Origin of the sequence: Bradyrhizobium sp. CB82, assembly GCF_029714405.1 — a bacterium.
Classification (GTDB): Bacteria; Pseudomonadota; Alphaproteobacteria; order Rhizobiales; family Xanthobacteraceae; genus Bradyrhizobium.
This window is the reverse complement of record NZ_CP121650.1, coordinates 4,284,995-4,308,948: the sequence shown is the minus strand read 5'-3', so window position 1 is coordinate 4,308,948 and position 23,954 is coordinate 4,284,995. Positions and strand designations below refer to the sequence as shown.

Sequence of the window (23,954 nt, the reverse complement as noted above, 5' to 3'; positions counted from 1 at the left end):
CAGGCCGATGCCAGGGCAAGCCGTCGCGGAGCCGCCGCGCACCATCGAGGATCTCAGGGCACTCGCGCTCTCGATCGGCCGCGACGAGGCAGGATTTTCGCTCGGCGCCAAAGCCCATGATGTATTCGCAAAGCTGGTGGAAGCGCCGGAACAGTCGGCGGTTCGCTCGATCTCGGAGCTTGCCGATCAGTTCGGCATCAATCCGTCGACGCTGACCAGACTGGCGAAACGACTCGGCTTCGAGGGCTTCAGCGATTTCCAGGCGGTCTTCCGCAAGGCCATCGCTGACGACCAGCAATATTTCTATAGCCGCCAGGCCGGTCGGCTCATGGCCGCACCGTCCGTCGGCAATGCCGAAGTCGAGACGTTCGTGCAGCTGGCGCGGGAAACGGCAGCGAATGTCGACGGATTCCTCGGACAGCTGGACGGAGCCGCTCTGCAAGGGGCTACAAGGCTCCTGGCAAACGCCCGCCGTGTTCGTGTCCATGGTGTTCGCCAATTCCACTCGCTGGCGAGCTTCCTCACTTATTGCCTGGGAATGGTGCGCTCGGACGTCGCGCTTCTGGATGCGCCGCGCCTTGGCGTCGCCGAGGCATTGTCACAGCTCGAGCGGGGCGACGTCGTCATCGTCGCCAGCTGCGCGCCCTATACGCGCAGCGTCGCGGAGGTGGCCCGGGTCGCGGCTTCGAACGGCCAGACGGTTGTCGCGATTACGGATTCCCGGTCGTCACCGCTCGTTCCTCCCGCAGAGCACGCTTTCTTCATCCCCCACGCTAGCAGCTTCTATTCGAACAGCATGGGCGCCTATGTCGTCTTCTGTGAAGCGCTGCTCAACCTTGTCGCGAGGGAACTGGGAGACAAGGCGCTAAACTCCCTGGCGGGTCGCGAGCGGCTGATTGCGGAGATGAACATAGAGGTTGGCTGACCGCCCGGCGGTCTGCTCATGGCAGCAACGCCACCTGCGCTACGCTGCTTTGGACTCCGTCACCGTCGAACACCAGATCATGACCATCCGCCCGATCGTCCGCTATCCCGACCGCCGGCTCGCGATCCCGGCACGGCCCGTGACCGTGTTCGACGACGCGTTGCAAGAGCTTGCAAGGGATCTGCTCGAGACGATGCGCGCCGCCCCCGGCATCGGGATCACAGCGCCGCATATCGGCATCCCCGTGCGCGTCGTGGTGCTCGAACTCGACGCCAAGGACGGCGCGCGGACCTACGTCAATCCGGAGATCACGTGGGCTTCACCCGAGATGATCCTGCATCGCGAAGGCAGCGTCTCGATGCCCGGCGTCAACGACGAGGTCACGCGCCATGCCCGCGTCCGGATCAGCTATCGGGATGTGGACGGCAACATGCAGACCGAGGAGTCGGACGGCTTGCGCGCCGTCTGCCACCAGCACGAGATCGATCAGCTCGACGGGATGTTCTGGATCCAGCGGTTGTCGCGACTGAAGAGGGAAAGGTTGATCAAGCGGTTTGAAAAGATGTCGCGGGGGTGAAAGGTCCTCCCGAGGGCGCTACCGTTGTCGCCGGCTTCAACACCTTCGTCGACGGCGCGCAACGCAACGTGACCTGGGCGTGGAGTCACGCGCCAGAACGAAGCCGAACCGTTTGGTCGGACACTCACATCCTGGAGGACCAAACAGTTTCAAGCAGCGCCAACCAGTTCAACCCAAGGACGTTTTCGATCTTCTTCGCATTCCAGCCCGCCCGCTCCATTGCCACCGCCAGATTGGGAAAATCACGAATCTCACGGATACCTTCGGGGTTTACGATCTCCCCGAACTTGGTCAGCTGTCGCCCAAAGCCCTTGTCATGGGTGATCCAATTGAAGAAGTCGGTCCCATATCCTTCGGTGAAATCCGTGCCAATGCCGACAGATCCCTCTCCGACGAGATTGATGACGTAATCGATAGCAGAGATGTAATCGTCCACGTTCGAATTGATGCCTTTTTCGAGGAAGGGTGGGAACATTGTAACCCCCACGAAGCCGCCCTTGTCCACGATGTAACGCAATTCTTCATCAGACTTGTTCCGAGGGTGGCTCTTCAGCGCAGCGGGAAGGCAGTGCGAATAGGCGACCGGCCGGCTGGATGCGTCGATAACATCGCGGGATGTTTTGGGACCGACATGGCTGAGATCGCAGAGCATGCCGACCCGATTCATCTCGGCGACGACATCTCGCCCGAAATCGGAAAGCCCGCCATCGGTGGATTCATAGCACCCGCTGCCGACCCAGTTCTGCGTGTTGTAGGTCATTTGGGCGATCCGGACACCAAGCGTCCGCAGAACTTCCACATAGCCGATCTGGTCTTCGAACGCAGACGTATTCTGCATTCCCAATATGATGGCGGTCTTGCCTTGGTCCTTCGCGCGGCGGATGTCGGCGACGCTTTCCGCCTTGAGGATGTAGCCTGAGAAGTCGCGAAACCAGCCGTTCCACCTCACCAGATTATCGACAGTACCTTGGAAATCTTCCCAGACGCTGCACGTACAGTTCGCCGCGGTCAAACCCGCCGCATGCATTGCCTTGAAAACATCCTCTCCCCAATTTGAAATGATCAATCCGTCGATGACAATGGATCTTTCGTGAATCGTTTTCGCGGATTGCTCCATGGGTTCCTCGCTTCAGTTGATTTGCGGATAGCCGTCGGTCGGCTTTGACGGGTGTCTTGCCCGCTCCGGGTGAATGGTCGCGTTCCCGGCATGCGGGACGCCAAAGTGAAGATGTTTGCTCTGTTGGGCGAAATCCGGCTCGCCAGATTTGCTTTTATTTCTTGCTTGCGGCGCAGATCCAGGTGCGAAACCGCTTCGCACTTTTGCTGGAGTTGCTTTATTTTGCTCCGAGCTCGAACCTGCAATTATCGAAGCCCATGGCCTCGCACTGCACTTCGCGACATTCTATCGCGCCTACCGAATGTCCTTGGCGTTCCGCGACATACCGAAAGCTCCCGCTCAGGAAACCTTCGAACATATAGCAAACAGGATGATCCGCTTTGCCGTCATTTTGCAGAACATAGATCGAGTTCTTCAGGGTGACGATTGCCGATCCAGCCCGAGCGTCGAGAGTCTCGATCCTGAACTGCCCCCAGCCTCGTGCCGTCAATCGTTGGAAGTAGCGCTCGAAGACTTGAGCCCCGTCGAATTGACCAATCTCGTCCTGCCTTTTGCACCAGTAATATGCTGACTTGGATCCGGCAGCATCCAGCACCCTTTTGTACGCGGCAAGGCCCAGTTCGCTTTCAACGGCGTTGTGGACGTTCGCCATGAAGTGCCGGGGAACGTAAAGCATCGGAAGTCCGTCGGTTTCCCAAACGCCAGTTTCCTCGTTGACGTCGATATCGATCGTTGGCCGCAAGATGATCTCCCAATCATTGAGGCAAGAGCGCGTATGTCGCTTGGCCGCAGCCCTCTGAAATCGGCGACCGCTCGGCAAGTCGCCAATCATGGATTTCGAAAGCACCCGCCAAGCGAAGCGAAACTTCAATCAAATCGTCACTGTCCATTTCTGCGAAATATCGAGACTCGGCGCCTAGGCCGCAGAGTTCCTGGTGGCGATGCGCAAACTTGTATCGCCATCACGCCTGCCGTCGTCCTGCATCAAGGAGATGCGGTAGGTCTCGGGCAGGGCCAATCCACCGATCAAAGCGAGCACTGCGATTGCCATGAGATAGAAAGCAGGCGCCAGATTGTTGCCGGTCGTCCCGATCAGCCAGGTGGCCATCAAGGGAGCCGTGCCGCCGAAGATCGTATAGGAAACGTTGTAGGTCAGGGCAGAGGCGGTGTACCGCGTGCGTGTCGGAAAGGTTTCCGACAACAGAGCCGCCGTTACGACGCCGCTGGCGAGAGCGCCTACGGCCAGAAGGAGCACTCCTAAGATTGCAAGTGGGAGTGAACCCGAGGTGGCGAGCCAGAAAGCAGGAAGGACGGTAAGCACCACCCATCCGCCAATGGCTGCTACGGTTTTGCGCCGCCCCACTCGGTCCGTGAACGCTCCGGCAGCGGGGCAACAAGCAGCGGCAAAAAGAAGTGCAACCGTCGACACCAGAAGGGCCTGCGGTCGCGTGAGATTCCCGACAACTTGAAGATAGGTCGCGAAGTAGGTCGTGAACGTATAGAATGAGAGCGCGGTCAGGGAGATGAATGCGCCAAGGCGAAGAATGGATGATCCCTGATCACGCAGCGTATCGGCAAGCTTGGAGTGACCTTCCGATTTCTTCTCCGACGACATGGCTTGGAACGCGGGTGTTTCTTCCAGTCGCCACCGCAGGTAGAGCCCGATCAGGCCGAGAGGCGCAGCCACAAGGAATGGTACGCGCCAGCCCCAACCGGACATGGCTTCGGCCGTCAGGCTGCTTTCAAGGACGAACACCAGCAGCGCAGCGCTTGCGAAGGCCGTGAAGGTTGAAACTGGAACGAAGCTGCCATACCAGCCCCGTTGGTCGCGCGGCGCATGCTCCATGACGTAGGCTACGGAACCGGCATATTCCCCACCGGCCGAAAAGCCTTGGACACAGCGCAGAACAGTCAAGAGCACCGGCGCCATGACGCCAATGGCGGCGTGGGACGGCAGGAGCCCGATAAATGTGGTGGCGCCGGCCATAAGCAGGATGGTCAACGAAAGAATGCTCTTTCGCCCGAGCTTGTCGCCAAGAATTCCGAAGAATACGCCCCCGAGCGGACGCATACCAAAGGCGACCGCGAACACGCCGAATGTCTTCAACAGCCCCAGGCTTACGTCCGAGCTCGGAAAAAACTGGCTGGCGATAACGGTTGCAAGGAAGCCGTATACGGCGAAATCGAACCACTCAACGAAGTTACCGATGGCAGCGGCGCTGACGACCTTGCGGAGCGTGCTCGCTGGAACTCGATTGTCTTGATAAGTCAGCACGACTGTCATTCCCCTCTTGATGGTTTGTAAGGTCCCTAAATCCAGCAAGTTTTGTTTCGGCGTGCCTTGGGCCGCACCTCTCTCGGATCTCGTTCATCTCTCGAGGCGCCAGCAACCTGGGCAGCGAGCACCAGAGTGTGAATGTCAGACGAGCTTGTAAAATATCAATTTCGCGCTTATTGATGCCATTCAGATATCAATTGGCGGTGCGATAGCGTTGGAACTGAGACATCTGCGGGCCTTCGCGGCCATTGGCAAAGAACTGCACTTCGGCAGAGCCGCCGATTCACTGCGCATCGCCCAACCCGCGTTGACCAAAACCATTCAGCAAATCGAGGCCGAAGTCGGCACTCCGTTGCTTACCCGCTCAACGCGCCGGGTCGAGTTGACGGAAGCGGGCAAGGCATTCCTCACCGAAATATCGGGTATTCCCACGCAGATCGAACAAGCTGTCGCACGGGCACGGAAGGCCGCGCGAGGGCTGCAAGGAGAGTTGCGCGTCGCCTACACGGATTTCGCCATCAACGGCCGCCTCCCGGAGTTTCTGCGCGACTTCAACCTGGCGCACCCAGACATCTCCCTCGATCTCGTTTTCATGCCGACAATCCACCAGCATGTCGCGATCCTCCAGCAGACAATCGATATCGGATTTCTGTATGGGGAATTTCAGCATCAGGCCACGAAAAGCCTGACCTTCGACGAGAACGAGTATGTCGTCGTCCTGCCGTCGGGCCACCCGCTCGCGAGCAAGGAGAGTTTGGCGCTATCAGAGCTGAAGGATCAGAAATTCGTTTTCGGCACGGGCGACAGCTGGGTCGTTTTTCGCAATCAGGTCTTCGCGGAATGCAGGGCGAAAGGATACTTTCCCGATATCTCCCTGGAAGCGACAAACAGCGATGGCATCTTCGGCCTGGTGATCGCGGGTGCCGGCGTCGCCATCTATTCGAGTTGCATAGGCAACCTTCCCAGGCACGGCGTTGCCGTGCGCAAGCTCAGCGACCTTTCCACACGGCTGCCAATTTCGGCGGTTTGGAGCCGCGGCAATCGCTCAGCGGTGCTGGATACGTTCGTGCGGTTTCTTGAACGATCCGTCATCGAGAATGGTCTTCCGAGCGAAGTCTCGAATGCAGGTTCGAAGTAGCCGATGCCCGGCGCAATATGGCCGGAAGCGTTTTAAGTCGCGATGGTTACGGCGCTACCCCTCGAGCGCCCCGATCATCTCGACCCGCGTCGCATGCCGGCCGCCCTCGAACTGGGCGGTCAGGAACGCATCCACGATATCGAGCGCCAGCCCTTCACCCACCACGCGCGCGCCAATCGACAGCATATTGGCATCGTTGTGCCGGCGGATCATGCGGGCCGAGAATGTATCGGCGCAGACGCCGCAGCGGATGCCCTTGACCTTGTTCGCCGCCATCATGATGCCCTGGGCGGTGCCGCATAGGATGATGCCAAACCGGCAATCGCCGGAGGCGACGAGCCGCGCCGCCGCTTCGCCGTGCTTAGGATAGTGTGTGCTCTCCGGCGTCATCGGTCCGATGTCGACCACTGCCCAGCCATGTGCCGCGACATGAGCGGCAATGGCCTGTCGGAGCTGAATGGCAGCGTGGTCGCTGGAGAGGACGATGCGGTTGCTCGCTGCCATGGAGAAGTCGTCCCCGTTTCGCGAAGCAATTTGGCGGCTTGGTCGAGTTGGATCAACTCACCCCCCACTCCCACTCAATCATTTAGGACGACGTTTCGTCGTTGATTTGCAGCCACAAACCGTCAAGGCTGACGGATAAGTTCCGACGGTATATCCGCCCACACTTTCCGGTCTTGAATTCACAGTAAAATTTGCGTGGCTGTGAGAGAAGGCTGTTTCGCCAACTATCGAAGTGAATCGATAGAGAATGAGCGCGTGTGCTTAGGAGCGACGGCTAATGTCGGCCTCCCCTCTCCGTCCGATACCGTCAATCGTAAGCGGTCTCTAGGAGAAATGAGATATGGCTTCCTTGCGGAAGAGCGGCGCTTCAGCTTCTACCCGTCGTCCAGAGCAAGCCTCGATCGCTGCGAACGTGAGCGACAAATTGCATGTTTCCGCTTTTCGGGGCGCGTTTTGGGTGTCACCATGCTCGTGAAAGGACGGGAGGGCCGCCATGCGCTGGTGTGTCTCGGTCGGGGCGCTGCTTGTTGCGGGGGCGATAGTCGGAGGTGACGTTGCTGGCATTGCCGCGCCGACCCCGAACTCTCGATTCGCCGACACCAACCACAGTGTACAGCCCGTCAATGTCGAGCTCGTTATCGCCGTCGACGTCTCCTATTCGATGGATATGGACGAACTTGCCATTCAGCGCGAGGGCTATGCACAGGCCATCGTCTCCAAAGACTTCCTGCAGGCGCTGAGGGCCGTTCCGGGCAGCAAGGTGGCCGTGACCTATTTCGAGTGGTCGATGTCGGGCGACGAGAAAATCATCATTCCCTGGCGCGTGATCGACAGCCCGGAATCGGCGGATGCCGTGGCTGCCGAGATCATGAAAACGTCGGTTCGTCGAGGTTCGAGTACCTCGATTTCCGGCGCGATCAATTTCGCGGTGCAGCTGTTCGAAGAGAACCCCTATCGCGGGTTGCGGCGCGTCATCGATATTTCCGGCGATGGGCCGAACAACGACGGAGCCCCCGTAACCGGCGCGCGTGACGCTGCCCTGGAGAAAGGCATCATCATCAACGGCCTCCCGATCATGGTGAAGGAGCCATCCCTCTCGACGACCGATATCGAGAATCTCGATCTCTATTACGAGGACTGCGTGATCGGAGGGCCGGGCGCCTTCATCATGACGATCAAGGATCGCGAAAAATTCCAGGAAGCGATCCGGACCAAGCTTGTTCGCGAAGTTGCGGGCCTCACGCCGGAGAGCGGGATCGTCCCAACCGCCGAGAAAGAGCCCCGGGTGCCCTGTCTGATCGGCGAAAAAAAATCGCAGGAGCGCGCCCGGCGGTGAGTGTCGAGACAATCATTCAGAGCCGCCGGACGAACAAACTTTAGACAGCAGTTTATCATCGTCGCCGCCCACGCGCCGGGGCATTGGAGGTGCTAACGTCCGTTCGTGGCCCACACCGACGAATTCTCGCGCGTAGCGGGCGAGCGAGGAGATGCCCTCCTCCTTCATCTTCGGGTTCCAGTGCTGGCTCGCAAAGTCCGCCAGCCCAAGGAGCTCCTTGTGGTCGAAGTCGGTCGCGCACGAAATGGGTCTGAACGTCAAAGATGAACTGGCCGGCGAGGCCTTGCGCGCGCCAGCATCAATTCGGGCTCCCGAGCCTCCACAGGCGCGACCTGGAAAACATTGCCGTAGATGTCGTTCATGGCGAGGAATTGCCGCCGCCATGCCGCAGCTCGTGTGCAGGAACTGCCTGCGGCTCAGGCCGAGGTGCTTGATCGGCGAGCTCGTTGATCCGTGCCTCGACCTTCTTTTGCGTAGCGCTCTGCGGGGGTGGCAGATACTCGCCGTTGGAAACAATCTGAGTGGGAATCGGCGTTGCCGCCGATGCCGCTTCCGCGCCCGCGACGAGACGCTGCTCTGTCTCACTAAGCCAGGCGCTCATTGTTCTCCTCCCTCTTTGGGCCATCGACAGTGCTGGTCGGTGCGCGCATGAGGTTGCGCGTTGGCCACTCCCGATCAGTTAGGTGGACGCATGCTCTCCTGCTCAGCTACGCACCAAGCCCATCACACTCGCCTCACGCCAGGCGAGTCTCACCATCGCTTCATCCTGCGAGAGAACAGTCACACTTCGGAAAAACTACTTACGGTAGTGGCGCGTCTTCGTTGAATTCAAGGCTCAGACTTCTGGTGGCGCAAGCGATGTTATCCGACAATCGCACTGTCCCAACGTGCCCCATCTGCGCCTGGTAGCGGTTGCCGGAACGAGCGCGGCGCGCTGCCGTGGTGACCTTTGCAAAGCCGTGACGTCGCTCTTTGGCTCTAATGCGAAGTACGGCGTGGCTCCGTAATCGTCTGCTTGGATGCGCCACCGGGCTTATTGTAAGCCGGATCCCGCTCCCTCGAGTTGAGAGAACCGGACAGTCAGAATCTCTTTCGTGGTTATTCTGCCGTTGGCACGTTTCTCGACCAGAATGAGCCGTTGCACATTGGGCAGACCGGCCGGTATCACCATTTTCCCACCTGCTTTCAATTGGTAGATCAGCGGAGGAGGAATGAGATCGGGAGCGGCCGTCACGATCACCTTGTCAAAGGGGGCGTGCTCTGACCAACCATAGTAACCATTGGCACTCTTGAGTTCGACATTGCTGCAGCGCTGCTGTCGGAGTCGTTGTTTCGCCGCTTGACCAAGCTCTTCGATGATTTCAACGGAATATACCTTGCGGGCGAGCTGCGCGATGACAGCGGCTTGATAGCCAAGACCGGTGCCGATTTCGAGAACACTGTCGTCGGGCTTGATGTCGAGCAAATCGGTCATCAAGGCGACGATAAATGGCTGCGAGATCGTCTTTCCGAAGCCGATTGGAAGCGGAATATTTTCATACGCATAGGGCTGAAGTTCGAGTGGCACAAACTCATGCCGCGGCACCTTGCCCATAGCCGTCATGACCCGTTCGTCAAAGGCATTCTTGCCAATTGTGTCACGCAGCACAATCGCGCCGGCGGTGATGACCGCGAGCATTTCTTCGCGCAGGGCTTCAAGGTCTTCTGCTCGCATTGGCAACTCTCACAAGCAACACGATCGCAAAGTTTGTCTCCTGATGTTCCGGCCACTTGCCGCGGATCACATCGGCAATGTGCATGAGCGAAATCGGCCGTGCACCCACGTACACCTGGTGCAGCTATTGCAACAACTGCCCACTTGCCATGACCGCTCCCGCAGGCGGCGCGGACGAGGTTCCTCAAGTGAAACTCCGTCGCCCATCATGCGCTGAAGACATCACGCCTAAAGACAGCGCATGCCCATTGAGGACAACGAGACGCCATCAAACGGACGGGAGAGATTGTACAATTTTGCCAGCTGCCCTTGAACTGGGAAATGCCGAAGTCTTCGTGGCGGAGCGGGCAGCGACCGCGCCGTCGCTGCTCCTTTCCTCGCGCTGTCAGCATTTTCATTTCTCTCTGACCTAGCCACATGTCCGCTTTTGTGCTGCTGTTGGGGACGAAGTGGTCCACGTGTCAAGAGATCTAGGACGAATGAGTGCGGTTCGAGTGCGCGGTCGACGGGCCTGAGGCTCTGGCCTGCCTCGAGAAAACTCGGCCGGAGGTGGTGGCAAGAATCCCGAGCCAGAGCCGGCATCAGCGCTGAGGAATTCTGATTCCACCGGACGGCGTGATGGAGGCGATCCATGCGACTGAGCTCAAGTGCCTTTGGGGACGGCGCGGCGATCCCGCAACGCTTCACTTGCGATGGCGAGGATCTTTCCCCACCCCTCGACTGGTCCGGCATACCGACTGAGGCCCAAAGCCTGGCTCTGCTTTGTGATGATCCCGACGCGCCGGTGGGCACCTGGCATCATTGGGCGGCCTTTGACATTGCGACCGATCGTGCGGGGCTTGCGGAAGGCGCTGCCCAACATGCCGACACGCAAGGCTTCAAGCAGGCAGTCAACGACTTTCGCCGACCGGGTTATGGCGGTCCCTGCCCGCCTCGCGGTCATGGCCCTCACCACTACCACTTCCGGCTGCTTGCACTCTCAACCGCCCACCTCCCGCTGCGCAAGGATCCGTCATGCCGCGATGTCGAGCGCGAGGCCCGCAGGCATCTGCTTGCCGAGGCAACCCTGACCGGCGTGTATCACCGATAGTGGCGCCAGTTGATCCAGGCCATGAAGATCTTTCTATGCGGCGACGTGATGACGGGGCGGGGCCTTGACCAGGTGCTTCCCTATCCCTGCGCCCCCCGCCTCCACGAGCGGTACGTGACGTCGGCGACCGACTATGTCCGGCTGGCGGAGCAGGCGAACGGACCAATTCCTGCACCCGTCGACTTCCCCTACATCTGGGGCGCGGCTCTGGACGAATTCGACCGCGCGCGGCCGGATGCCCGCATCGTCAACCTCGAAACCAGCATCACGCGCAGCGACGCCTATGTCCCCAAGGGAATCAACTACCGAATGAGCCCGGAGAATACCGGCTGCCTGGCCGCCGCCGGCGTGGACTGCTGTGTGCTCGGCAACAACCACGTGCTGGATTGGGGGCACGCCGGACTGCTCGACACGCTCGCGACCCTTGAGCGTTTTCAGATCAGGACGGCAGGGGCAGGCCGTGATGCCGCTCAGGCGATGGCACCGGCCATTCTGGACATCGCAGACGAGCCGCGCATCCTCGTATTTTCGTTTGCCGCGGCTGGAAGCGGCACCCCTCGCGATTGGGCCGCAACGGAAGATACGGCCGGAGTAAACCTGCTGCGGGACATGTCTGAGGCAACCAGCGCTGCGATCGCGGATCGGGTGATTCAATTCGGACGGCCGGACGATATCGTCGTGATTTCCATCCATTGGGGGCCGAACTGGGGGTACGGCATTCCGGAAGAGCAAAGGCGGTTCGCCCATCGGCTGATCGACAGGGCCCGCGTTGCCATCGTTCACGGCCACTCTTCACATCACGCCAAAGCCATTGAGGTGCACCACAACAGGCTCATCCTGTATGGCTGCGGTGACTTCCTGAATGACTATGAAGGCATCGGCGGCTACGAGCAGTTCCGGCCAGACTTGTCGTTGATGTACTTCGCCGACATCGATCCCTTGAGTTCCGATCTTGTTGCGCTCGAGCTGGTGCCGCTGCAGATCACGCGATTCCAGCTCAAGCGGATCGCGGGCGAGGACATCAAATGGCTGCAACAAACGCTGGATCGGGAAAGCCGGCCATTTGGAACGCGCGTCGGAATTGCCCCAGAGGGTAGGCTTGCACTGTCTTGGCCGAATGTCGGCGAGGCTGCCTAGCACCAAATTTCCGCGGCAATGGCAGCTCGGCCAGGGGGCGCCGCCACAACGGCCGGGTTGTTTGCTGATCCGGTCGGCGCCAAACTACCGTCGGGGCGCAGGAGCATGCCTGCGCGGGCCACAACGGAGGCAAGTGGGCGCCTTGATCGTGTTGTTCACGGACTTTGGGTTTCACGGCCCGTACACGGGCCAAATGAAGGCCGTGCTGCACCAGATGGTGCCGGGGACACCCGTTGTCGACCTGTTCGCCGATGCGCCGGTTGGCAACCCCAAGGCATCCGCCTACCTGTTGGCGGTCTATGCCGCATGGTTTCCGGTGGGGACCGTGTTTCTTGGTGTCGTCGATCCCGGCGTCGGCGGGGCGCGCCCGCCCGTCATTCTCGAGGCCGACGGCCGCTGGTATGTCGGCCCGGGCAACGGCTTGTTCGAACTGGTCCAGCGCCGCGCCAGCGAGGCGCACAGCTGGCACATCGACTGGAAGCCTGCAAGCCTTTCGGCCAGTTTTCACGGGCGCGACCTCTTTGCACCGGTCGCGGCCATGCTGGCACGCGGGGAGCCGCCCCCCGGCCGGCCCTGCCAGGATGACGCCCATCGCCGCGCGGATTGGCCGGACGACCTCTGCGAGATCGCGTACGTCGATCATTTCGGCAATGCCATGACCGGCGTGAGGGCGGCTGTGTTGCCATCCGACGCCAGGCTCGCCGTGGCCGGTCGGGTGTTGCAGCGCGCCAGGACTTTCAGCGATCTGCCGCCCGGTTCTGCCTTCTGGTATGAGAATTCGAACGGGCTTGCCGAAATCGCCGTCAATCAGGGGCGCGCGGACCGCGAGCTCGGTCTTTCGATCGGCATTTCGGTCGAGATCGTCTCTTGAATAAAGCGAGGTTCGATCACAGGTTCGAACTGTGATGGGCAAGGTAACGAGACAGCGCACTGGCCTTGATCGGCTGAAGCAGCAAGCGCGCCGCGGCAAGCCGCCGGCGAGCGGTAACAGGCGCCTGGCACAGCAAACCCGCAAGATTCTGCGCAAGCACTACGCAAGCAAATATCAAGTGCGGAGACGATAGACCGATGCCCGAACGGACATATAGTCGAGAGAACGAGATCGATGCCACTAAAGCAAGCGCTCGTCTGCCCGGACTCGACATCGACGTCATTCACCGACAATCGCCAGGCGGCGATTGGGAGCAGATTTCAATAAACATACGCGCCATGCCGTCCTTCGAAGCAGTCGGGCGCTCGTTCGAGGCAGCCGACCCGCTCGCGCTGTGGCTCAAAGCCGCGCAGTTGATGTGGATGCCGTGGCTGCTGGCGACGCAGACGATGATGCTGCCGGAAGGCCGAACGCGAACACTCCCGAACGCCAGCAGCCCTCAGCAAGAAGCACCGACGGCCTAGCGACCGCACCAAGATCGCCTCGCCTGACGTTCAACTGCGCCACCGCGTCCCATCTCCAAAGGCCTTGTTGTCTTGCCCAACCCACACGATTGTCACGCTCCGCAATCGTCCTACACAAAGGAAGATCTGCTCAAATCGAGCGAAGGGAGCTATTTCGGCCCAGGCAATGCGCAGCTGCCGGCACCGCCCATGCTGATGATGGACCGCATCACGGAGATCAGCATGGGACGGCGGCGAATTCGGAAATGGCCATATCACCGGCGAGTTGGACATCACTGTACCTACCAACTGACGCTGTGGGAGGCTGCCTCGTCACCGCGCACCCAGGCTTTCCTTCTGGTCGGAACGCCATTGCCGGCCGCGCTCGTGCGCTCGTGGAATCCGACTACCCGGCGTTCGTAGCCTGCCTTCCCAGGGAGGTCCTTGTGACAGGAGCGCAAGCGGCCGGACGCGGCGACGTCCGCAAATCGTGGTCGAAGCCCAGATTCGTCGATTACTATCTCGCTCAAATTCCCTTTTCCGTCGCTGCGCAGCACTGCGGCGGACACAAATTCATCTCGCTCGACGGAACGCGCCCCATCGAGTTCCTTCTCTACCTCTACTTCAGCAAGACCGAGGTCGACCTCAAGAACTTTGCGCTGCGCGATCTCGGCATTCTCCGTACCAATCAGGAAACGTCTTTCAACGCACGTTTCACTGACGGCGATGAGGCAGTGGCATCTTTCTACTACAGTCAGATCCTCGATCGTCTCGATGTCAAATCTGAAGCTGTCTGTCGCCAGGCTGCCATCGACGTCCTTGGAGGCCCCGCTTGCGGGACGGACTACGCCGCTGATATCCGCAGCCGTGCGGCACATCAGACGGGCCTGTATTTCGAGAAGAGTGACGAGAGTGCCCTCGCCCGTCAGCTCTATCGTGCTGGCTCTTCGCCCGACTGCAACGAACGCCTGGTGCGCCTGCTCTACAGCGAGGGCGAACGGGTCGAAGCCGAGGAACTGCTGCAGCGCATGATCGATGATCCCGCGAGCGATCGCGAGCACCTGTTTGCCACGGACTTCTATGCTCGCAAGTTCGGGGGACGGCGCACGGGACTCTACACCGAACTCCTTCTGCGGGACGCGCCTGTGTTCGCTGAGGTGGCAGAGAGCTTCATGGAATTCATGGGTGACGGCGTCTTCGTCGCCCATAACGTCAACTTCGACTATGGATTCATCGCGTATGAGTACGAACGGCTAGAGCGCCGCTTCCGGTTTCCCAAGCTCTGTACCTGCGCGGGAATGCGGCGGCGCTATCCCGGTCATAAATCCTACGGGCTCGGGAAACTGTGCGAGGTCTACGGGATAGAGCTGGACAATCATCATCTGGCGCTCTGCGACGCGCGCGCTTCCGTTCACCTGCTGAACCTGATCAACCGGAAACGCCACGAGGAAGTGGCGCAGGGTGCAGAGGCGGCCTAGGGTAGGCTCCTCCCCAAGGCCATGACATGCAGACTTGCGACGCGGCCTCCTCTGGCTTTACCCGATGAATGCATCGGCGCAGGACCAAATTTCCGCCGGGCGAACGCGCGACTATCTCGCAAATTCAAGAGATTTTTTCCAACTGAGCCAAAATCCGATCATTAGAGATCAATGGCTTACAATGAGAAATCCAACTGCAAAGTTCGTCGTGGTTGGCAGATCGACATATTCGAAATATCGGGGTTCGAGTCACCGGAGCGCTACCGCCTTTCGGACCAAGGCAATCTGACGTCTTAAGAGCGGCGGGAACCGCAAATCGACGAATCGAGCTTTCAGTTTGCGCTCGACAGGGTTCTTCAAAGCAAGGAGCGGAATCGCCTCGCGGCTCCATCACGTCCAAACGGTAGCGGCTTGAGCAATTAAACCTCTTGGACGCCCGAGCGCGTCCTGCGCAAAGATGGACTGGGGGCGCTTCTGAATGGACGAGGATACCCGGCACAAGGTTGGTCAAAATGGCATTGGACTGGACTCGCTGCGGCCGAGCCAGCGCTGGGTCGGGAACGGCTGCAATTGCCAGCGTCGAGCTGCCGCGCCCCAGACGCCGTTGGGCATGAACAGCATGATCAGGATGGCGAGCGTGCCGAGCACGACCAGATAGAGACTGCCATACTGGGCGAGATAGGTGACGAGCCCCCAGAGCAGCAACACGCCGACCATCGGACCTTCGATGGTGCGCACCCCGCCGATCACGACGATGAAGATGACATAGGCGGTCCAGTCGGTGACGCTGAAGGCCGCATCAGGGGAAATACGCGCCTTCTGCAAATAAACCACGGCGCCGACCATGCCGGTGGCGAACGCGACCGCGATCCACAGCACGTGGCGAGTCCGCGCGGTGCGGACGCCGACGCTGCGCGCCGCCGCTGCGTTGTCACGGCTTGCGGCCAGCGCAAGGCCGTGGTGCGAGCGCATGAAGGCGTAGATGCCGAGCGTTACCAGCACGGCGAGCAGCAACGCCAGCCAGTAAACCAGCACGTCACGCGCGGCCGCCGGGCGCAGGCCAAGCAGCGCCTGCACCGCCTTCAACCCGACCATCTGCGACAGTTCGCCCGGCGAGATCGACATCCCGGTGCCGCCGCCGAGCGACTTGAACTGGGCGCAGATCAGCCGCAGCGCTTCGGCGGCGACCCAGCTGCCGATCGCGAAATATGGCCCTTCCAGCCGGAACAGCAGCGGCCCGAGCACCGCCGCGACCAGCGCCGCGAACAGTCCGGCCAGCGGGATCGCCGCAACCGGATCGAGCCCGGCCATCACGATGCCGGCAAACAGCGCATAGGCGCCGAGCCCGACAAACGCCTGCTGCCCGACCGATACCAGCCCGCCCCATCCGGCCAGCACGTTCCAGAGCTGTGCCAAGGTCAGCATGGTGAAGACGAAGATCAGATCCTGGATCAGGTTGCGCGAGGCGATCGCGGGCAGCGCGGCCAGCGCCACGATCAGCGCGATGCCGGCCACGGCCGCGACGCGCGACAGCCGCGTGCCGACCCGAACCTGCCACACCGGCGCGTCCACCGGGCCCTGCTCGCGGCTTGCCGCGATATGGATGCTTTCGACGCTCATGTCCGCCTCGCCGGGAACAGGCCGCGCGGCCGCACCATCAGCACGACAAGGAAGGCGAGATGGCCGGCCAGGATCTGCCATTCCGGATTGATCCGCCCTCCGATCGCCTGCGCCAGCCCGAGCACGATGCCGCCCGCCAGCGTCCCCCACAGGCTGCCGAGCCCGCCGATGATCACCGCCTCGAATGCGTAGAGCAGCCGCGCCGGTCCGATCGACGGATCGAAGCTGGCGCGGATACCGAGCACAACAGCGGCGATCACCGACACTGCGAGCGACAGTCCGACCGCGATGGCGTAGACATTGCGCTCGTTGATGCCCATCAACTGCGCGATCGCGGGATTATCCGCAGTGGCGCGGAAGGCGCGGCCGAGCGAGGTGCGATAGAAGATGAGCTGGAGCAGCGCGACGGCGGCAACCGCCGTCACCAGCGCGGTCAGCGGCGCGAGCCCGACGCTCAGGCCGGGGGCGAGCGCCACCGACGAGGATTCGAAGGCGCCTGCCTGCAGCCGGCGGCTGTCGGCGCCGTAGCCGAGCAGCAGTCCGTTCTGGATCACGATCGACAGGCCGAAGGTGACGAGCAGGGGCGGCAGGATGTCGTCGCCGAGCGCCCGCTCCAGCACCAGCCGCTGCAACACGAAGCCGAGCACGAACATCGTGATGACGACCAGCAGGGATGCGGCCGCAAGCGGCAGACCGAGCGCGGTGGTGGCGCTGAGCACCAGATAGGCTGCAAGCAGGATCAGGTCGCCATGCGCCAGATTGACCAGGCGCATGATGCCGAAGATCAGCGACAGGCCGAGCGCGAATAGCGCATAGACGCCGCCGAGCAGCACGCCTTCGATGATGGTGTCGAACCCGCTCATCGCCCCCTCATGCTCCGAAATAGGCCGCGCGGATCGTGTCCTGATCGACATCCCTTGGCCGTCCGCTCAGCGTCACCCGTCCCTCCTGCAAACAGTAGAAGCGATCCGAAGCCCGCAACGCGCGGGCGATGTCCTGCTCGACCAGCACGACGGCGGTACCGCCTGAGCGGATCTGCGGCAGCATGCGGTAGATGTCCTCCACCACGATCGGCGCGAGGCCGAGGCTGATCTCGTCGCACAGCAGGACCGACGGGTTGGACATCAGCGCGCGGCCGATCGCCACCATCTGCTGCTGCCCGCCCGACAGCGCGGTGACGGCGCCGCGCCGCCGCTCCTTCAGCACCGGGAACATGCGGTAGACCGCGGCGAGATCCCACGGCGCGCTGCGTTTGCCGCCATATGCGCCGATCAAGAGGTTCTCCTCGACGCTGAGCGAGGGAAACAGCTGGCGGCCCTCCGGCACCAGCGCGAGGCCGAGCCGGACGATGCTGGCGGCGGACGCATCGCCGATCGCCCGTCCCTCGAGGCGGATCGCATCGGGACGGTTCTTCATCAGCCCCGCCAGCGATTTCAGCATGGTCGACTTGCCGGCGCCGTTGGCGCCGATCACTGCGACCGCCTCGCCCTCGTTCAGCTCGAAGTCGATGCCGAACAGCGCCTGGAAGTCGCCGTAGAACGCATCGAGCGCCGTGACATTGAGCAGCGCGGTCATGCCGGCACGCCCATATAGATGGTCTCGACCTCGCGCGAGCGCATCACCTCGACTGGTGCGCCCTGGGCGACGACCTTGCCAAAGTTCAAGACGACCAGCCGCTGCACCACCGCGAGCAGCGCATGCACCACGTGCTCGATCCAGATGATGCCGATGCCTTCGGCATGTATGGTGCGAATGGTCTCGACCAGTTCGTGGCATTCGGCATCGGTGAGGCCGCCCGCGATCTCGTCGAGCAACAGCGTGCGCGGCCGGGTGGCGAGCGCCCGCGCCAGTTCGAGCCGCTTGCGATCGAGCAGCGGCAGGCTGCCCGCGAGCCGATTGGCCTTGGCTTCGAGGCCGGTCAGATCGAGCATGCGGCCGCAATGCTGGATCGCATCCGCCTCCGACAGGCCGCCGCCGAACAGCGCGGCGACCGCAAGGTTCTCGAACACCGAGAGATGGTCGAACGGTTGCGGGATCTGGAACGAGCGCCCGATGCCGGCGCGACAGCGTGCCTCGGGCGAGAGACCCGTGATGTCGGCGCCATCGAGAACGATGCGGCCGGCATCGGGCCGCAGCAGCCCGGTGATCAGGTTGAACAGCGTCGATTTGCCGGCGCCGTTCGGCCCGATCACGCCCAGCGCCTCGCCGGAGGACAGCGTCAGGTCGATCGCGTCGGCAACGACGATGGCGCCGAACCGTTTCGAGATGGCATGGAGTTCGAGCATGGTCGCCCACATCTGGTTTCGGCGGAGAGGAGATGCGCAGCAACGCCACGCATCCTCTTCCTTCGATGAAGCAGCTGGCTTGCGCTAGCTCAGCGCCTGCATGTCTCCGCCGAGCGGAATCTGCGGCGCCAGCTTGTTGTCCGTGATCACCATGTTGTACTTGTCGCCGCTGAGCCGCCACTGGCCGCCGACCAGCGGCGTCTTGGCGATGTTCTTCGCGGCGAACGGCGGCACGGCGCTGGAGCCGAACTCGATCTGGCCGACGATCGTATCGAGCTTGGTGCCGCCGATCGCCTTCGCGAGCGCCGCGCCATCCGCTGGGTCGCCGGAGCGTTTGATGGCGTCGATCGCGACCTCGAACAACGAATGCACGAAGCCGATCGGCTGGGTCCATTGCTTGCCGGAGGCCTGCTCATATCCCTTGGCCAGATCGGCGGCGCTGACGCCGCTGAGGCTCGATTTGTAGGGATGCGTCGGCGTCCACCACACCTCGGTCGAGATGTTGTTGCCGCCCTTGCCGAGCGCCTGCACCGACGCCGGGAACAGCAGCGCCTTGGCGACCGACACGACTTTCGGCTTCAGCCCCTTCTGCCGCGCCTGGTTCCAGAACGTGGTGAAGTCGGGCGGGATGATCACGCCGGTGACGATTTCGGCATCGGCACCACGAAACGCCGCGATCTGCGAGCTGAAATCGTCGTTGAGGTTCTGGAAGCGGCCGGGATCGGTGAGCTTGAAACCCTGCTTGGCCAACACGGGCGGGAAGCCGATGGTGGTGTCGCCCCAGGCGTTGCCGTCGGCATCGTTGGGGAACAGCGCGCCGACCGACTTGTTGGTCGCGACCTGGCTCCACATGCTGGTGAAGACGCCGATCACGTCCTCCAGCCCCCAGAAATAGTGGAAGGTGTATTCGAACGGCTTCCAGCTCTTGGGATCGCCCGGATTGGCCTGCCGACCGATGAAGTTGGTCTGCCACGGCGCGACGGAAGAGATGCACGGCACCTGCTCGAGCTCGCACTGCGTCGCCACCGGATTGTTGGTTTCGGGCGTGGCGCCGACCACGATCAGCCCGACATTGTCACGGGTGATCAGCTCCTTGGCGACCTCGGCGGCGCGGTTCGGATTTGACTGACTGTCTTTTGTCACCACCTCGACCGAGTAGGTCTGTGATCCGACCTTGACGCCATCCTTGATGAACTTTCTGAACTCGCCGAGCACGAAATCGTCAGCTTCGGCAAAGGCCGCCAGCGGACCGCTCTTCGGAGAGACATAGCCGATCTTGATCGGCTTGTTGGCCGCCCGCACCGCCGGCGCGAACAAAGTCGTCGAGCCTGCGGCGGCGAAACCACCGGCGATGCCCTGCAGCACACGGCGGCGATCGAAAGACTTTATGTTCAGTAGGTCCTTGGTCATCTTCCCCTCCCTTGAGGCAAGCCGGTCTTCAAGCCGGCTGCCGTTCATTCCGTTCTGGAAAATTATCCGCGCAGCGTCGCATCACGCGGCGGCGACGGACTTCGCCTGCGCCTTCGCGCTACGGCCGAGGATCTGGCCGAACACGTCGAGCAGCACGTCGGGGGCATTCACTGCCGCCTCTCTGGCGCGCCAGGCGACATACATGTCGGGACGCACCAGCACGCAGCCGTCCTCGTCGACTTCGCTCTGGCGATACCAGTCGGCATAAATGTCGAGCGCATCGCAGCCTTGCGGGCCGATGGTGACGACATCGACCGGCAGGCCGTAGGCCTTCTCGATCGCGGCAGCCGCCGCCTTCCAGCCATCGCCCCCGATCCCGGTGAGCAGCGTGAAACGGCCCTTGCCGACAAGATCGAGCGTCGATTTGCGCTTGCCCTGATGCTCGACCCAGACATGCGGCAAGTGCGCGCCGGGCCAGGTGGTGGCCTGATAATAAAGTTCGTGATCGCGGCTGAAGGCCGGCATCGGCGTTCCGTCGGACACCACGGCGGTCGAGCCATAGCGCTGGTTCATCTCGACGCCGTGGCAGTTGAACTCGTAGCTCTTGTTGGCGATGGCCTCATAGAGCTTCTTGCGGCGCGCCTTGCCCTCGGCGGTCGGCGCCTTGCGCGCGGCGATCGCCTTGCGCGCCTCAATCGGATCGGTCGAGGCGACAAGTCCCACCGCCTCGAAGATCGGCGGGAAGTCGCCGATGCTCTTGTTGGCGCGGGTCACGATCTGCTTGCCGACCGGCTGGCGCTCAGCCGAATAGGTCTCGAGCAGCGACGGCGCCGCATGGCCCTCGAGCACCAGCTTCAGCTTCCAGCACAAATTATAGGAGTCCTGGATCGAGGTGTTGGAGCCGAGGCCGTTGGTCGGCGGATGGCGGTGCACGGCATCGCCGACGCAGAACACGCGGCCGGAGGCGTAGTGGCCGGCATACATCTCGTTCACGGTCCAGGTCGAGGTCGAGCGAACCTTGACCTCCAACGTCTCGTCGCCGACGAGATTGCGCACGATCGAGATCGCCTCGTCATTAGAGAGCTTGCGCTCGCCCTGCTCGATGTCGTAGCCCCAGATGATCAGCCATTCGTTCCAGGGCCGCACCATTCGGATCAGGCCGGCGCCGATGCCGCCGATCTCAGCGCCAGGCTGCAGCACCCAATAGAGTACACTCGGCCTGTGCGCGACGTATTTGCTTAAGTCCGCCTGCACGATGATGTTCATGCTGCCGGCGCGGCCCATCTGCCCCTCCATCGGCAGCCCGATCACCTCGGCAACCCGGCTGCGGCCGCCATCGGCGCCGATCAGATACTTCGCGCGGATCTGGTAGGTCTCGCCGGATAGCCGATCCTTCACCGTTGCCGTGACGCCGTCGGCATCCTGCACCAGGTCGACGAACTCGGTGTTGAAGCACAGCGAAGTGCCGCGCTGGCCGGCGGCCTCGATCAGGATCGGCTCGAGCAAATTCTGCGGCAGGTCGCAGATCCGGGTCGGACTGGAGAGATCGTAATCCGCCTTGCGCGAGGGATGATTGCCCCAGGAATAGAGCCGGCCGAACTCCTCGCCGGCGAGGCTTTCGCAGAACACGTTGTTGGCCATCAGATGCTGCGGCACCGCCTGCGCCACCGCCTTGTCCTCGAGGCCGAGATCGCGCAGCACCTCCATCGCACGCTGGTTGGTGATGTGGGCGCGCGGCGTGTCAGCCAGCCAGCCATATTTCGTCACCAAGATGTGCTTGACGCCGTACATGCCGAGCAGCGCTGCCGCCGTCGCGCCGGCCGGGCCGCTGCCGACGACAAGCACGTCGGTCTCGATCGGTTTGCTGGTCATCATCCTCTCCTTGGTCGTGTTGTTGGTTGCGATCGTCATTCCGCCGCCATCATCGGCCGGGGCACCAGCCCTGCGCCCGGTTTCATCTGGAAGTCGTAAGTCATCAGGTGCCACGGGCCGGAGACCTGCTCGCCGTTCGGCAGCGCTGCTTCGTTGCGCGGCTCGACGCGCGCGATGAGCTCGTCCTTGACGCCGAACACCACGTCGCTGCGCAGATATTGGTCGCCGTCGAGGAAGACGTGGGTGATCAGCGGCTCGTAGCCTTCGGCCTTGACCAGGAAGTGCACATGCGCGGGGCGCATCGGATGACGCTGCGTGGCGGTGATGAGATCGCCGACCGGGCCGTCGGTCGGGATCGGATAGCTGCACGGCAAGATAGTGCGGAACGAGAAGCGGCCGTCGGCATCGGCGACGAAGCGCGCGCGCAGCGACGGACCGTGGGTCGCGTAATCGGCCTTCTGCGAATCGTAGAAGCCGTCGTCGTCGGCATGCCAGACGTCGATCTCGGCACCGGCGAGCGGCTTGCCGGCGAGGTCGGTGACGCGGCCCTGCACGAACATCACTTCACCGTCGATGCCCTCGGAGATATTGGCACCGTGCGGCGTAACGCGGTGCTCGCCGACATAGAACGGGCCGAGCACCGTGGTCTCGGTCGCGCCCTCGCGCTCGCGGTGATTGACCGCGTCGACCAGCATCGAGACGCCGAGCACGTCGGAGAGCAGGATGAACTCCTGGCGCAGCGGCGTGCAGGTCTGGCCGGTGCGGGTCAGGAACTCGATCGCCTGATTCCATTCCTCGAAGGTGAGTTCGGTGCGGCGCACCAGATCGTGCAGCGATTTCACCGTCTCCTCGATGAGGAACTTCAGCCGCTTGTTCGGCGTGTTGGCGAAGCTGCGAACCACCTCGTCAGTGAGGTTATGCTCGTTGAAATTGGCCATGGTGTTGTCCTTGGATCCCTGAGGTTCAGTCCTGCGCGGGCGCATCGCCGCGCCAGGCTGCCGCGATCAATTGCTCGATCGGGGCGCGATCAATCGGTCTGGGGTTGGCATATGGGTTGCGCACCGCCATCTCCGCGGCGCGTGCGATGCCGTCCTCGGGCATTCCGATGTCGGCGAGCGCGCGCGGCAGCGCGAGCTGCCGGGCAAGGTCAAACAGGCCCTGCGGAGCGTTGGCGCTGTGCAGCGCCCGCGCGACGCGAGTCATGGCCTCAGACGCGGCGGCGGCGTTGTAGGCGGTGGCGTGCGGCAGCACGATCGCGTGAGTTTCGGCATGCGGCAGGTTGAACATGCCGCCCAGCACGTGGCAGAGCTTGTGGTGCAGCGACATGCCGACCGCGCCGAGGCAGACGCCGCACAGCCAGGCGCCATAGAGCGCATCGCGACGGGCGCCGGGATCGGCGGGCGCCACCACGATGCGCGGCAGCGCGCGGGCGAGCGCGGCGATGCCATCCTCCGCCATCAGCGAGGTCAGAGGATTGGCGTCGGGCGCATAAAGCGCCTCGACGGCGTGGGCGATCGCGTTCAGGCCGCTGGCGGCGGAGATGTGCGGCGGCAGGCTGATGGTGAGATCGACGTCGTAGATGACGGTATCCGGCACCAGATCCTGGGATTGCTGCGTGGTCTTGATGCCGTTGCGGGTCTCGCCAAGAATCGGCGTCATCTCGGAGCCGGCATAGGTGGTCGGCATCGCGATATGCGGCAATCCCGAGCGCAGCGAGAGCGCCTTGCCGAGTCCGACCGTCGAGCCGCCGCCGATCGCGACCAGCCCGTCGATGTCGCGGGACTCCACAATCCGAAGCGCTTCGTTGGTGACTTCAACCGGCGTATGCATGCGTGCGCCGGTAAACAGTCCGGCGAGCCTGTCACCGAGGCCTGTGCCGAGCCGTCGCCCGAGGTCGTGCTGCTCACTTGTGGTCAGCACCAGCGCCCGCTTGATGCCGAGGCGCTCTGCCTCCTCGCCGAGTCGCGCCGAGGTGCCGGCACCGAACAGGACGCGATATTGCTGCGAGCAATAGGCAAACGCGCCCTTGCCGGCATCACCGGCCGTCGCAACGGACGCGCCTCCGGCATCGACCAGCGCGATGCTCATGGTAATCCTCC

General features: G+C 62.3%; 24 protein-coding genes and 1 pseudogene. 10 read left to right on the top strand and 15 right to left on the bottom strand.

The genetic code is table 11. The features are described from left to right. Positions 1–7 precede the first annotated feature (7 nt). Positions 8–925 (top strand): MurR/RpiR family transcriptional regulator, encoded by a 918-nt coding sequence (locus QA640_RS20710; protein WP_283042436.1) that lies wholly within the window; start codon positions 8–10, stop codon positions 923–925. 79 nt (positions 926–1,004) lie between these two features. Next, complete coding sequence (locus QA640_RS20705; protein ID WP_283042844.1) at positions 1,005–1,502, top strand: peptide deformylase; 498 nt, start codon at positions 1,005–1,007, stop codon at positions 1,500–1,502. 124 nt (positions 1,503–1,626) lie between these two features. Here the strand turns inward: QA640_RS20705 and QA640_RS20700 are convergent, their stop codons facing one another. The 3 genes from QA640_RS20700 to QA640_RS20690 form a co-directional block, all read right to left on the bottom strand. Continuing rightward, entirely contained in the window at positions 1,627–2,619 is a 993-nt protein-coding gene (locus QA640_RS20700; protein WP_283042435.1) for a dipeptidase, read from the bottom strand. A 217-nt stretch (positions 2,620–2,836) separates the two neighbouring features. Further along, entirely contained in the window at positions 2,837–3,361 is a 525-nt protein-coding gene (locus QA640_RS20695) for a 4-vinyl reductase (protein WP_283042434.1), read from the bottom strand. Positions 3,362–3,535: 174 nt separating this feature from the next. Next, the gene (locus tag QA640_RS20690) at positions 3,536–4,903 is read right to left on the bottom strand and encodes an MFS transporter (RefSeq protein WP_283042433.1); all 1,368 of its coding nucleotides are present in this window, start codon (positions 4,901–4,903) and stop codon (positions 3,536–3,538) included. A 208-nt stretch (positions 4,904–5,111) separates the two neighbouring features. Between QA640_RS20690 and QA640_RS20685 the strand changes: the two genes are divergently transcribed. Next, positions 5,112–6,035, top strand: coding sequence for a LysR family transcriptional regulator (locus QA640_RS20685; RefSeq protein WP_283042432.1), 924 nt, complete (start codon positions 5,112–5,114; stop codon positions 6,033–6,035). A gap of 54 nt (positions 6,036–6,089) precedes the next feature. Here the strand turns inward: QA640_RS20685 and rpiB are convergent, their stop codons facing one another. Beyond that, complete coding sequence (rpiB, locus tag QA640_RS20680; protein WP_283042431.1) at positions 6,090–6,539, bottom strand: ribose 5-phosphate isomerase B; 450 nt, start codon at positions 6,537–6,539, stop codon at positions 6,090–6,092. A 493-nt stretch (positions 6,540–7,032) separates the two neighbouring features. Here rpiB and QA640_RS20675 point away from each other — a divergent pair, with 493 nt between their 5' ends. Then, a complete protein-coding gene (locus QA640_RS20675; protein WP_283042430.1) occupies positions 7,033–7,875 on the top strand; it encodes a DUF1194 domain-containing protein in 843 nt (280 codons plus the stop codon). A 12-nt stretch (positions 7,876–7,887) separates the two neighbouring features. Here the strand turns inward: QA640_RS20675 and QA640_RS20670 are convergent, their stop codons facing one another. The 3 genes from QA640_RS20670 to QA640_RS20660 form a co-directional block, all read right to left on the bottom strand. Next, the gene (locus QA640_RS20670; RefSeq protein WP_283042428.1) at positions 7,888–8,259 is read right to left on the bottom strand and encodes a hypothetical protein; all 372 of its coding nucleotides are present in this window, start codon (positions 8,257–8,259) and stop codon (positions 7,888–7,890) included. Further along, positions 8,234–8,476, bottom strand: a complete 243-nt coding sequence (locus QA640_RS20665; protein WP_283042427.1) for a hypothetical protein — start codon at positions 8,474–8,476, stop codon at positions 8,234–8,236. The genes QA640_RS20670 and QA640_RS20665 overlap by 26 nt, the downstream gene beginning before the upstream one ends. A 432-nt stretch (positions 8,477–8,908) precedes the next feature. Then, positions 8,909–9,589, bottom strand: coding sequence for a protein-L-isoaspartate(D-aspartate) O-methyltransferase (locus QA640_RS20660; RefSeq protein ID WP_283042426.1), 681 nt, complete (start codon positions 9,587–9,589; stop codon positions 8,909–8,911). A 631-nt stretch (positions 9,590–10,220) separates the two neighbouring features. Here QA640_RS20660 and QA640_RS20655 point away from each other — a divergent pair. From QA640_RS20655 to QA640_RS20630, 6 genes and pseudogenes are all read left to right on the top strand, one after another. After that, a complete protein-coding gene (locus QA640_RS20655) occupies positions 10,221–10,679 on the top strand; it encodes a YbhB/YbcL family Raf kinase inhibitor-like protein (protein ID WP_283042425.1) in 459 nt (152 codons plus the stop codon). Between the two features lie 9 nt (positions 10,680–10,688). Beyond that, a complete protein-coding gene (locus tag QA640_RS20650) occupies positions 10,689–11,816 on the top strand; it encodes a CapA family protein (RefSeq protein WP_283042424.1) in 1,128 nt (375 codons plus the stop codon). Positions 11,817–12,009: 193 nt separating this feature from the next. After that, positions 12,010–12,687 (top strand): SAM-dependent chlorinase/fluorinase, encoded by a 678-nt coding sequence (locus QA640_RS20645; protein WP_283042423.1) that lies wholly within the window; start codon positions 12,010–12,012, stop codon positions 12,685–12,687. 338 nt (positions 12,688–13,025) lie between these two features. Then, positions 13,026–13,211, top strand: a complete 186-nt coding sequence (locus QA640_RS20640) for a hypothetical protein (protein ID WP_283042422.1) — start codon at positions 13,026–13,028, stop codon at positions 13,209–13,211. A 72-nt stretch (positions 13,212–13,283) separates the two neighbouring features. Continuing rightward, positions 13,284–13,485, top strand: a pseudogene (locus QA640_RS20635) (beta-hydroxydecanoyl-ACP dehydratase); the annotation flags it as partial. 151 nt (positions 13,486–13,636) lie between these two features. Continuing rightward, positions 13,637–14,668, top strand: a complete 1,032-nt coding sequence (locus tag QA640_RS20630; protein ID WP_283042421.1) for a 3'-5' exonuclease — start codon at positions 13,637–13,639, stop codon at positions 14,666–14,668. A gap of 507 nt (positions 14,669–15,175) precedes the next feature. On the opposite strand, the gene QA640_RS20625 is transcribed toward QA640_RS20630, so the two are convergent. From QA640_RS20625 to QA640_RS20590, 8 genes are all read right to left on the bottom strand, one after another. Beyond that, positions 15,176–16,288 carry a branched-chain amino acid ABC transporter permease gene (locus tag QA640_RS20625; protein ID WP_283042420.1) on the bottom strand — a complete coding sequence of 371 codons (1,113 nt, stop codon included), beginning with the start codon at positions 16,286–16,288 and terminating at the stop codon, positions 15,176–15,178. Further along, positions 16,285–17,151 (bottom strand): branched-chain amino acid ABC transporter permease, encoded by an 867-nt coding sequence (locus tag QA640_RS20620; RefSeq protein WP_283042419.1) that lies wholly within the window; start codon positions 17,149–17,151, stop codon positions 16,285–16,287. The genes QA640_RS20625 and QA640_RS20620 overlap by 4 nt, the downstream gene beginning before the upstream one ends. 7 nt (positions 17,152–17,158) lie before the next feature. Then, on the bottom strand, positions 17,159–17,863 hold the full coding sequence (locus tag QA640_RS20615; RefSeq protein WP_283042418.1) for an ABC transporter ATP-binding protein: 705 nt from the start codon (positions 17,861–17,863) through the stop codon (positions 17,159–17,161). Continuing rightward, positions 17,860–18,573 carry an ABC transporter ATP-binding protein gene (locus QA640_RS20610; RefSeq protein ID WP_283042417.1) on the bottom strand — a complete coding sequence of 238 codons (714 nt, stop codon included), beginning with the start codon at positions 18,571–18,573 and terminating at the stop codon, positions 17,860–17,862. Before QA640_RS20610 ends, QA640_RS20615 begins: the two co-directional genes overlap by 4 nt. An 84-nt stretch (positions 18,574–18,657) precedes the next feature. After that, the gene (locus tag QA640_RS20605) at positions 18,658–19,983 is read right to left on the bottom strand and encodes an ABC transporter substrate-binding protein (protein WP_283042416.1); all 1,326 of its coding nucleotides are present in this window, start codon (positions 19,981–19,983) and stop codon (positions 18,658–18,660) included. A gap of 81 nt (positions 19,984–20,064) precedes the next feature. Then, positions 20,065–21,894 carry an FAD-dependent monooxygenase gene (locus QA640_RS20600; RefSeq protein WP_283042415.1) on the bottom strand — a complete coding sequence of 610 codons (1,830 nt, stop codon included), beginning with the start codon at positions 21,892–21,894 and terminating at the stop codon, positions 20,065–20,067. After that, a complete protein-coding gene (locus tag QA640_RS20595; protein WP_283042414.1) occupies positions 21,891–22,793 on the bottom strand; it encodes an intradiol ring-cleavage dioxygenase in 903 nt (300 codons plus the stop codon). Before QA640_RS20595 ends, QA640_RS20600 begins: the two co-directional genes overlap by 4 nt. A 25-nt stretch (positions 22,794–22,818) precedes the next feature. Further along, positions 22,819–23,943 carry a maleylacetate reductase gene (locus QA640_RS20590; protein WP_283042413.1) on the bottom strand — a complete coding sequence of 375 codons (1,125 nt, stop codon included), beginning with the start codon at positions 23,941–23,943 and terminating at the stop codon, positions 22,819–22,821. Between the last annotated feature and the right edge of the window lie 11 nt (positions 23,944–23,954).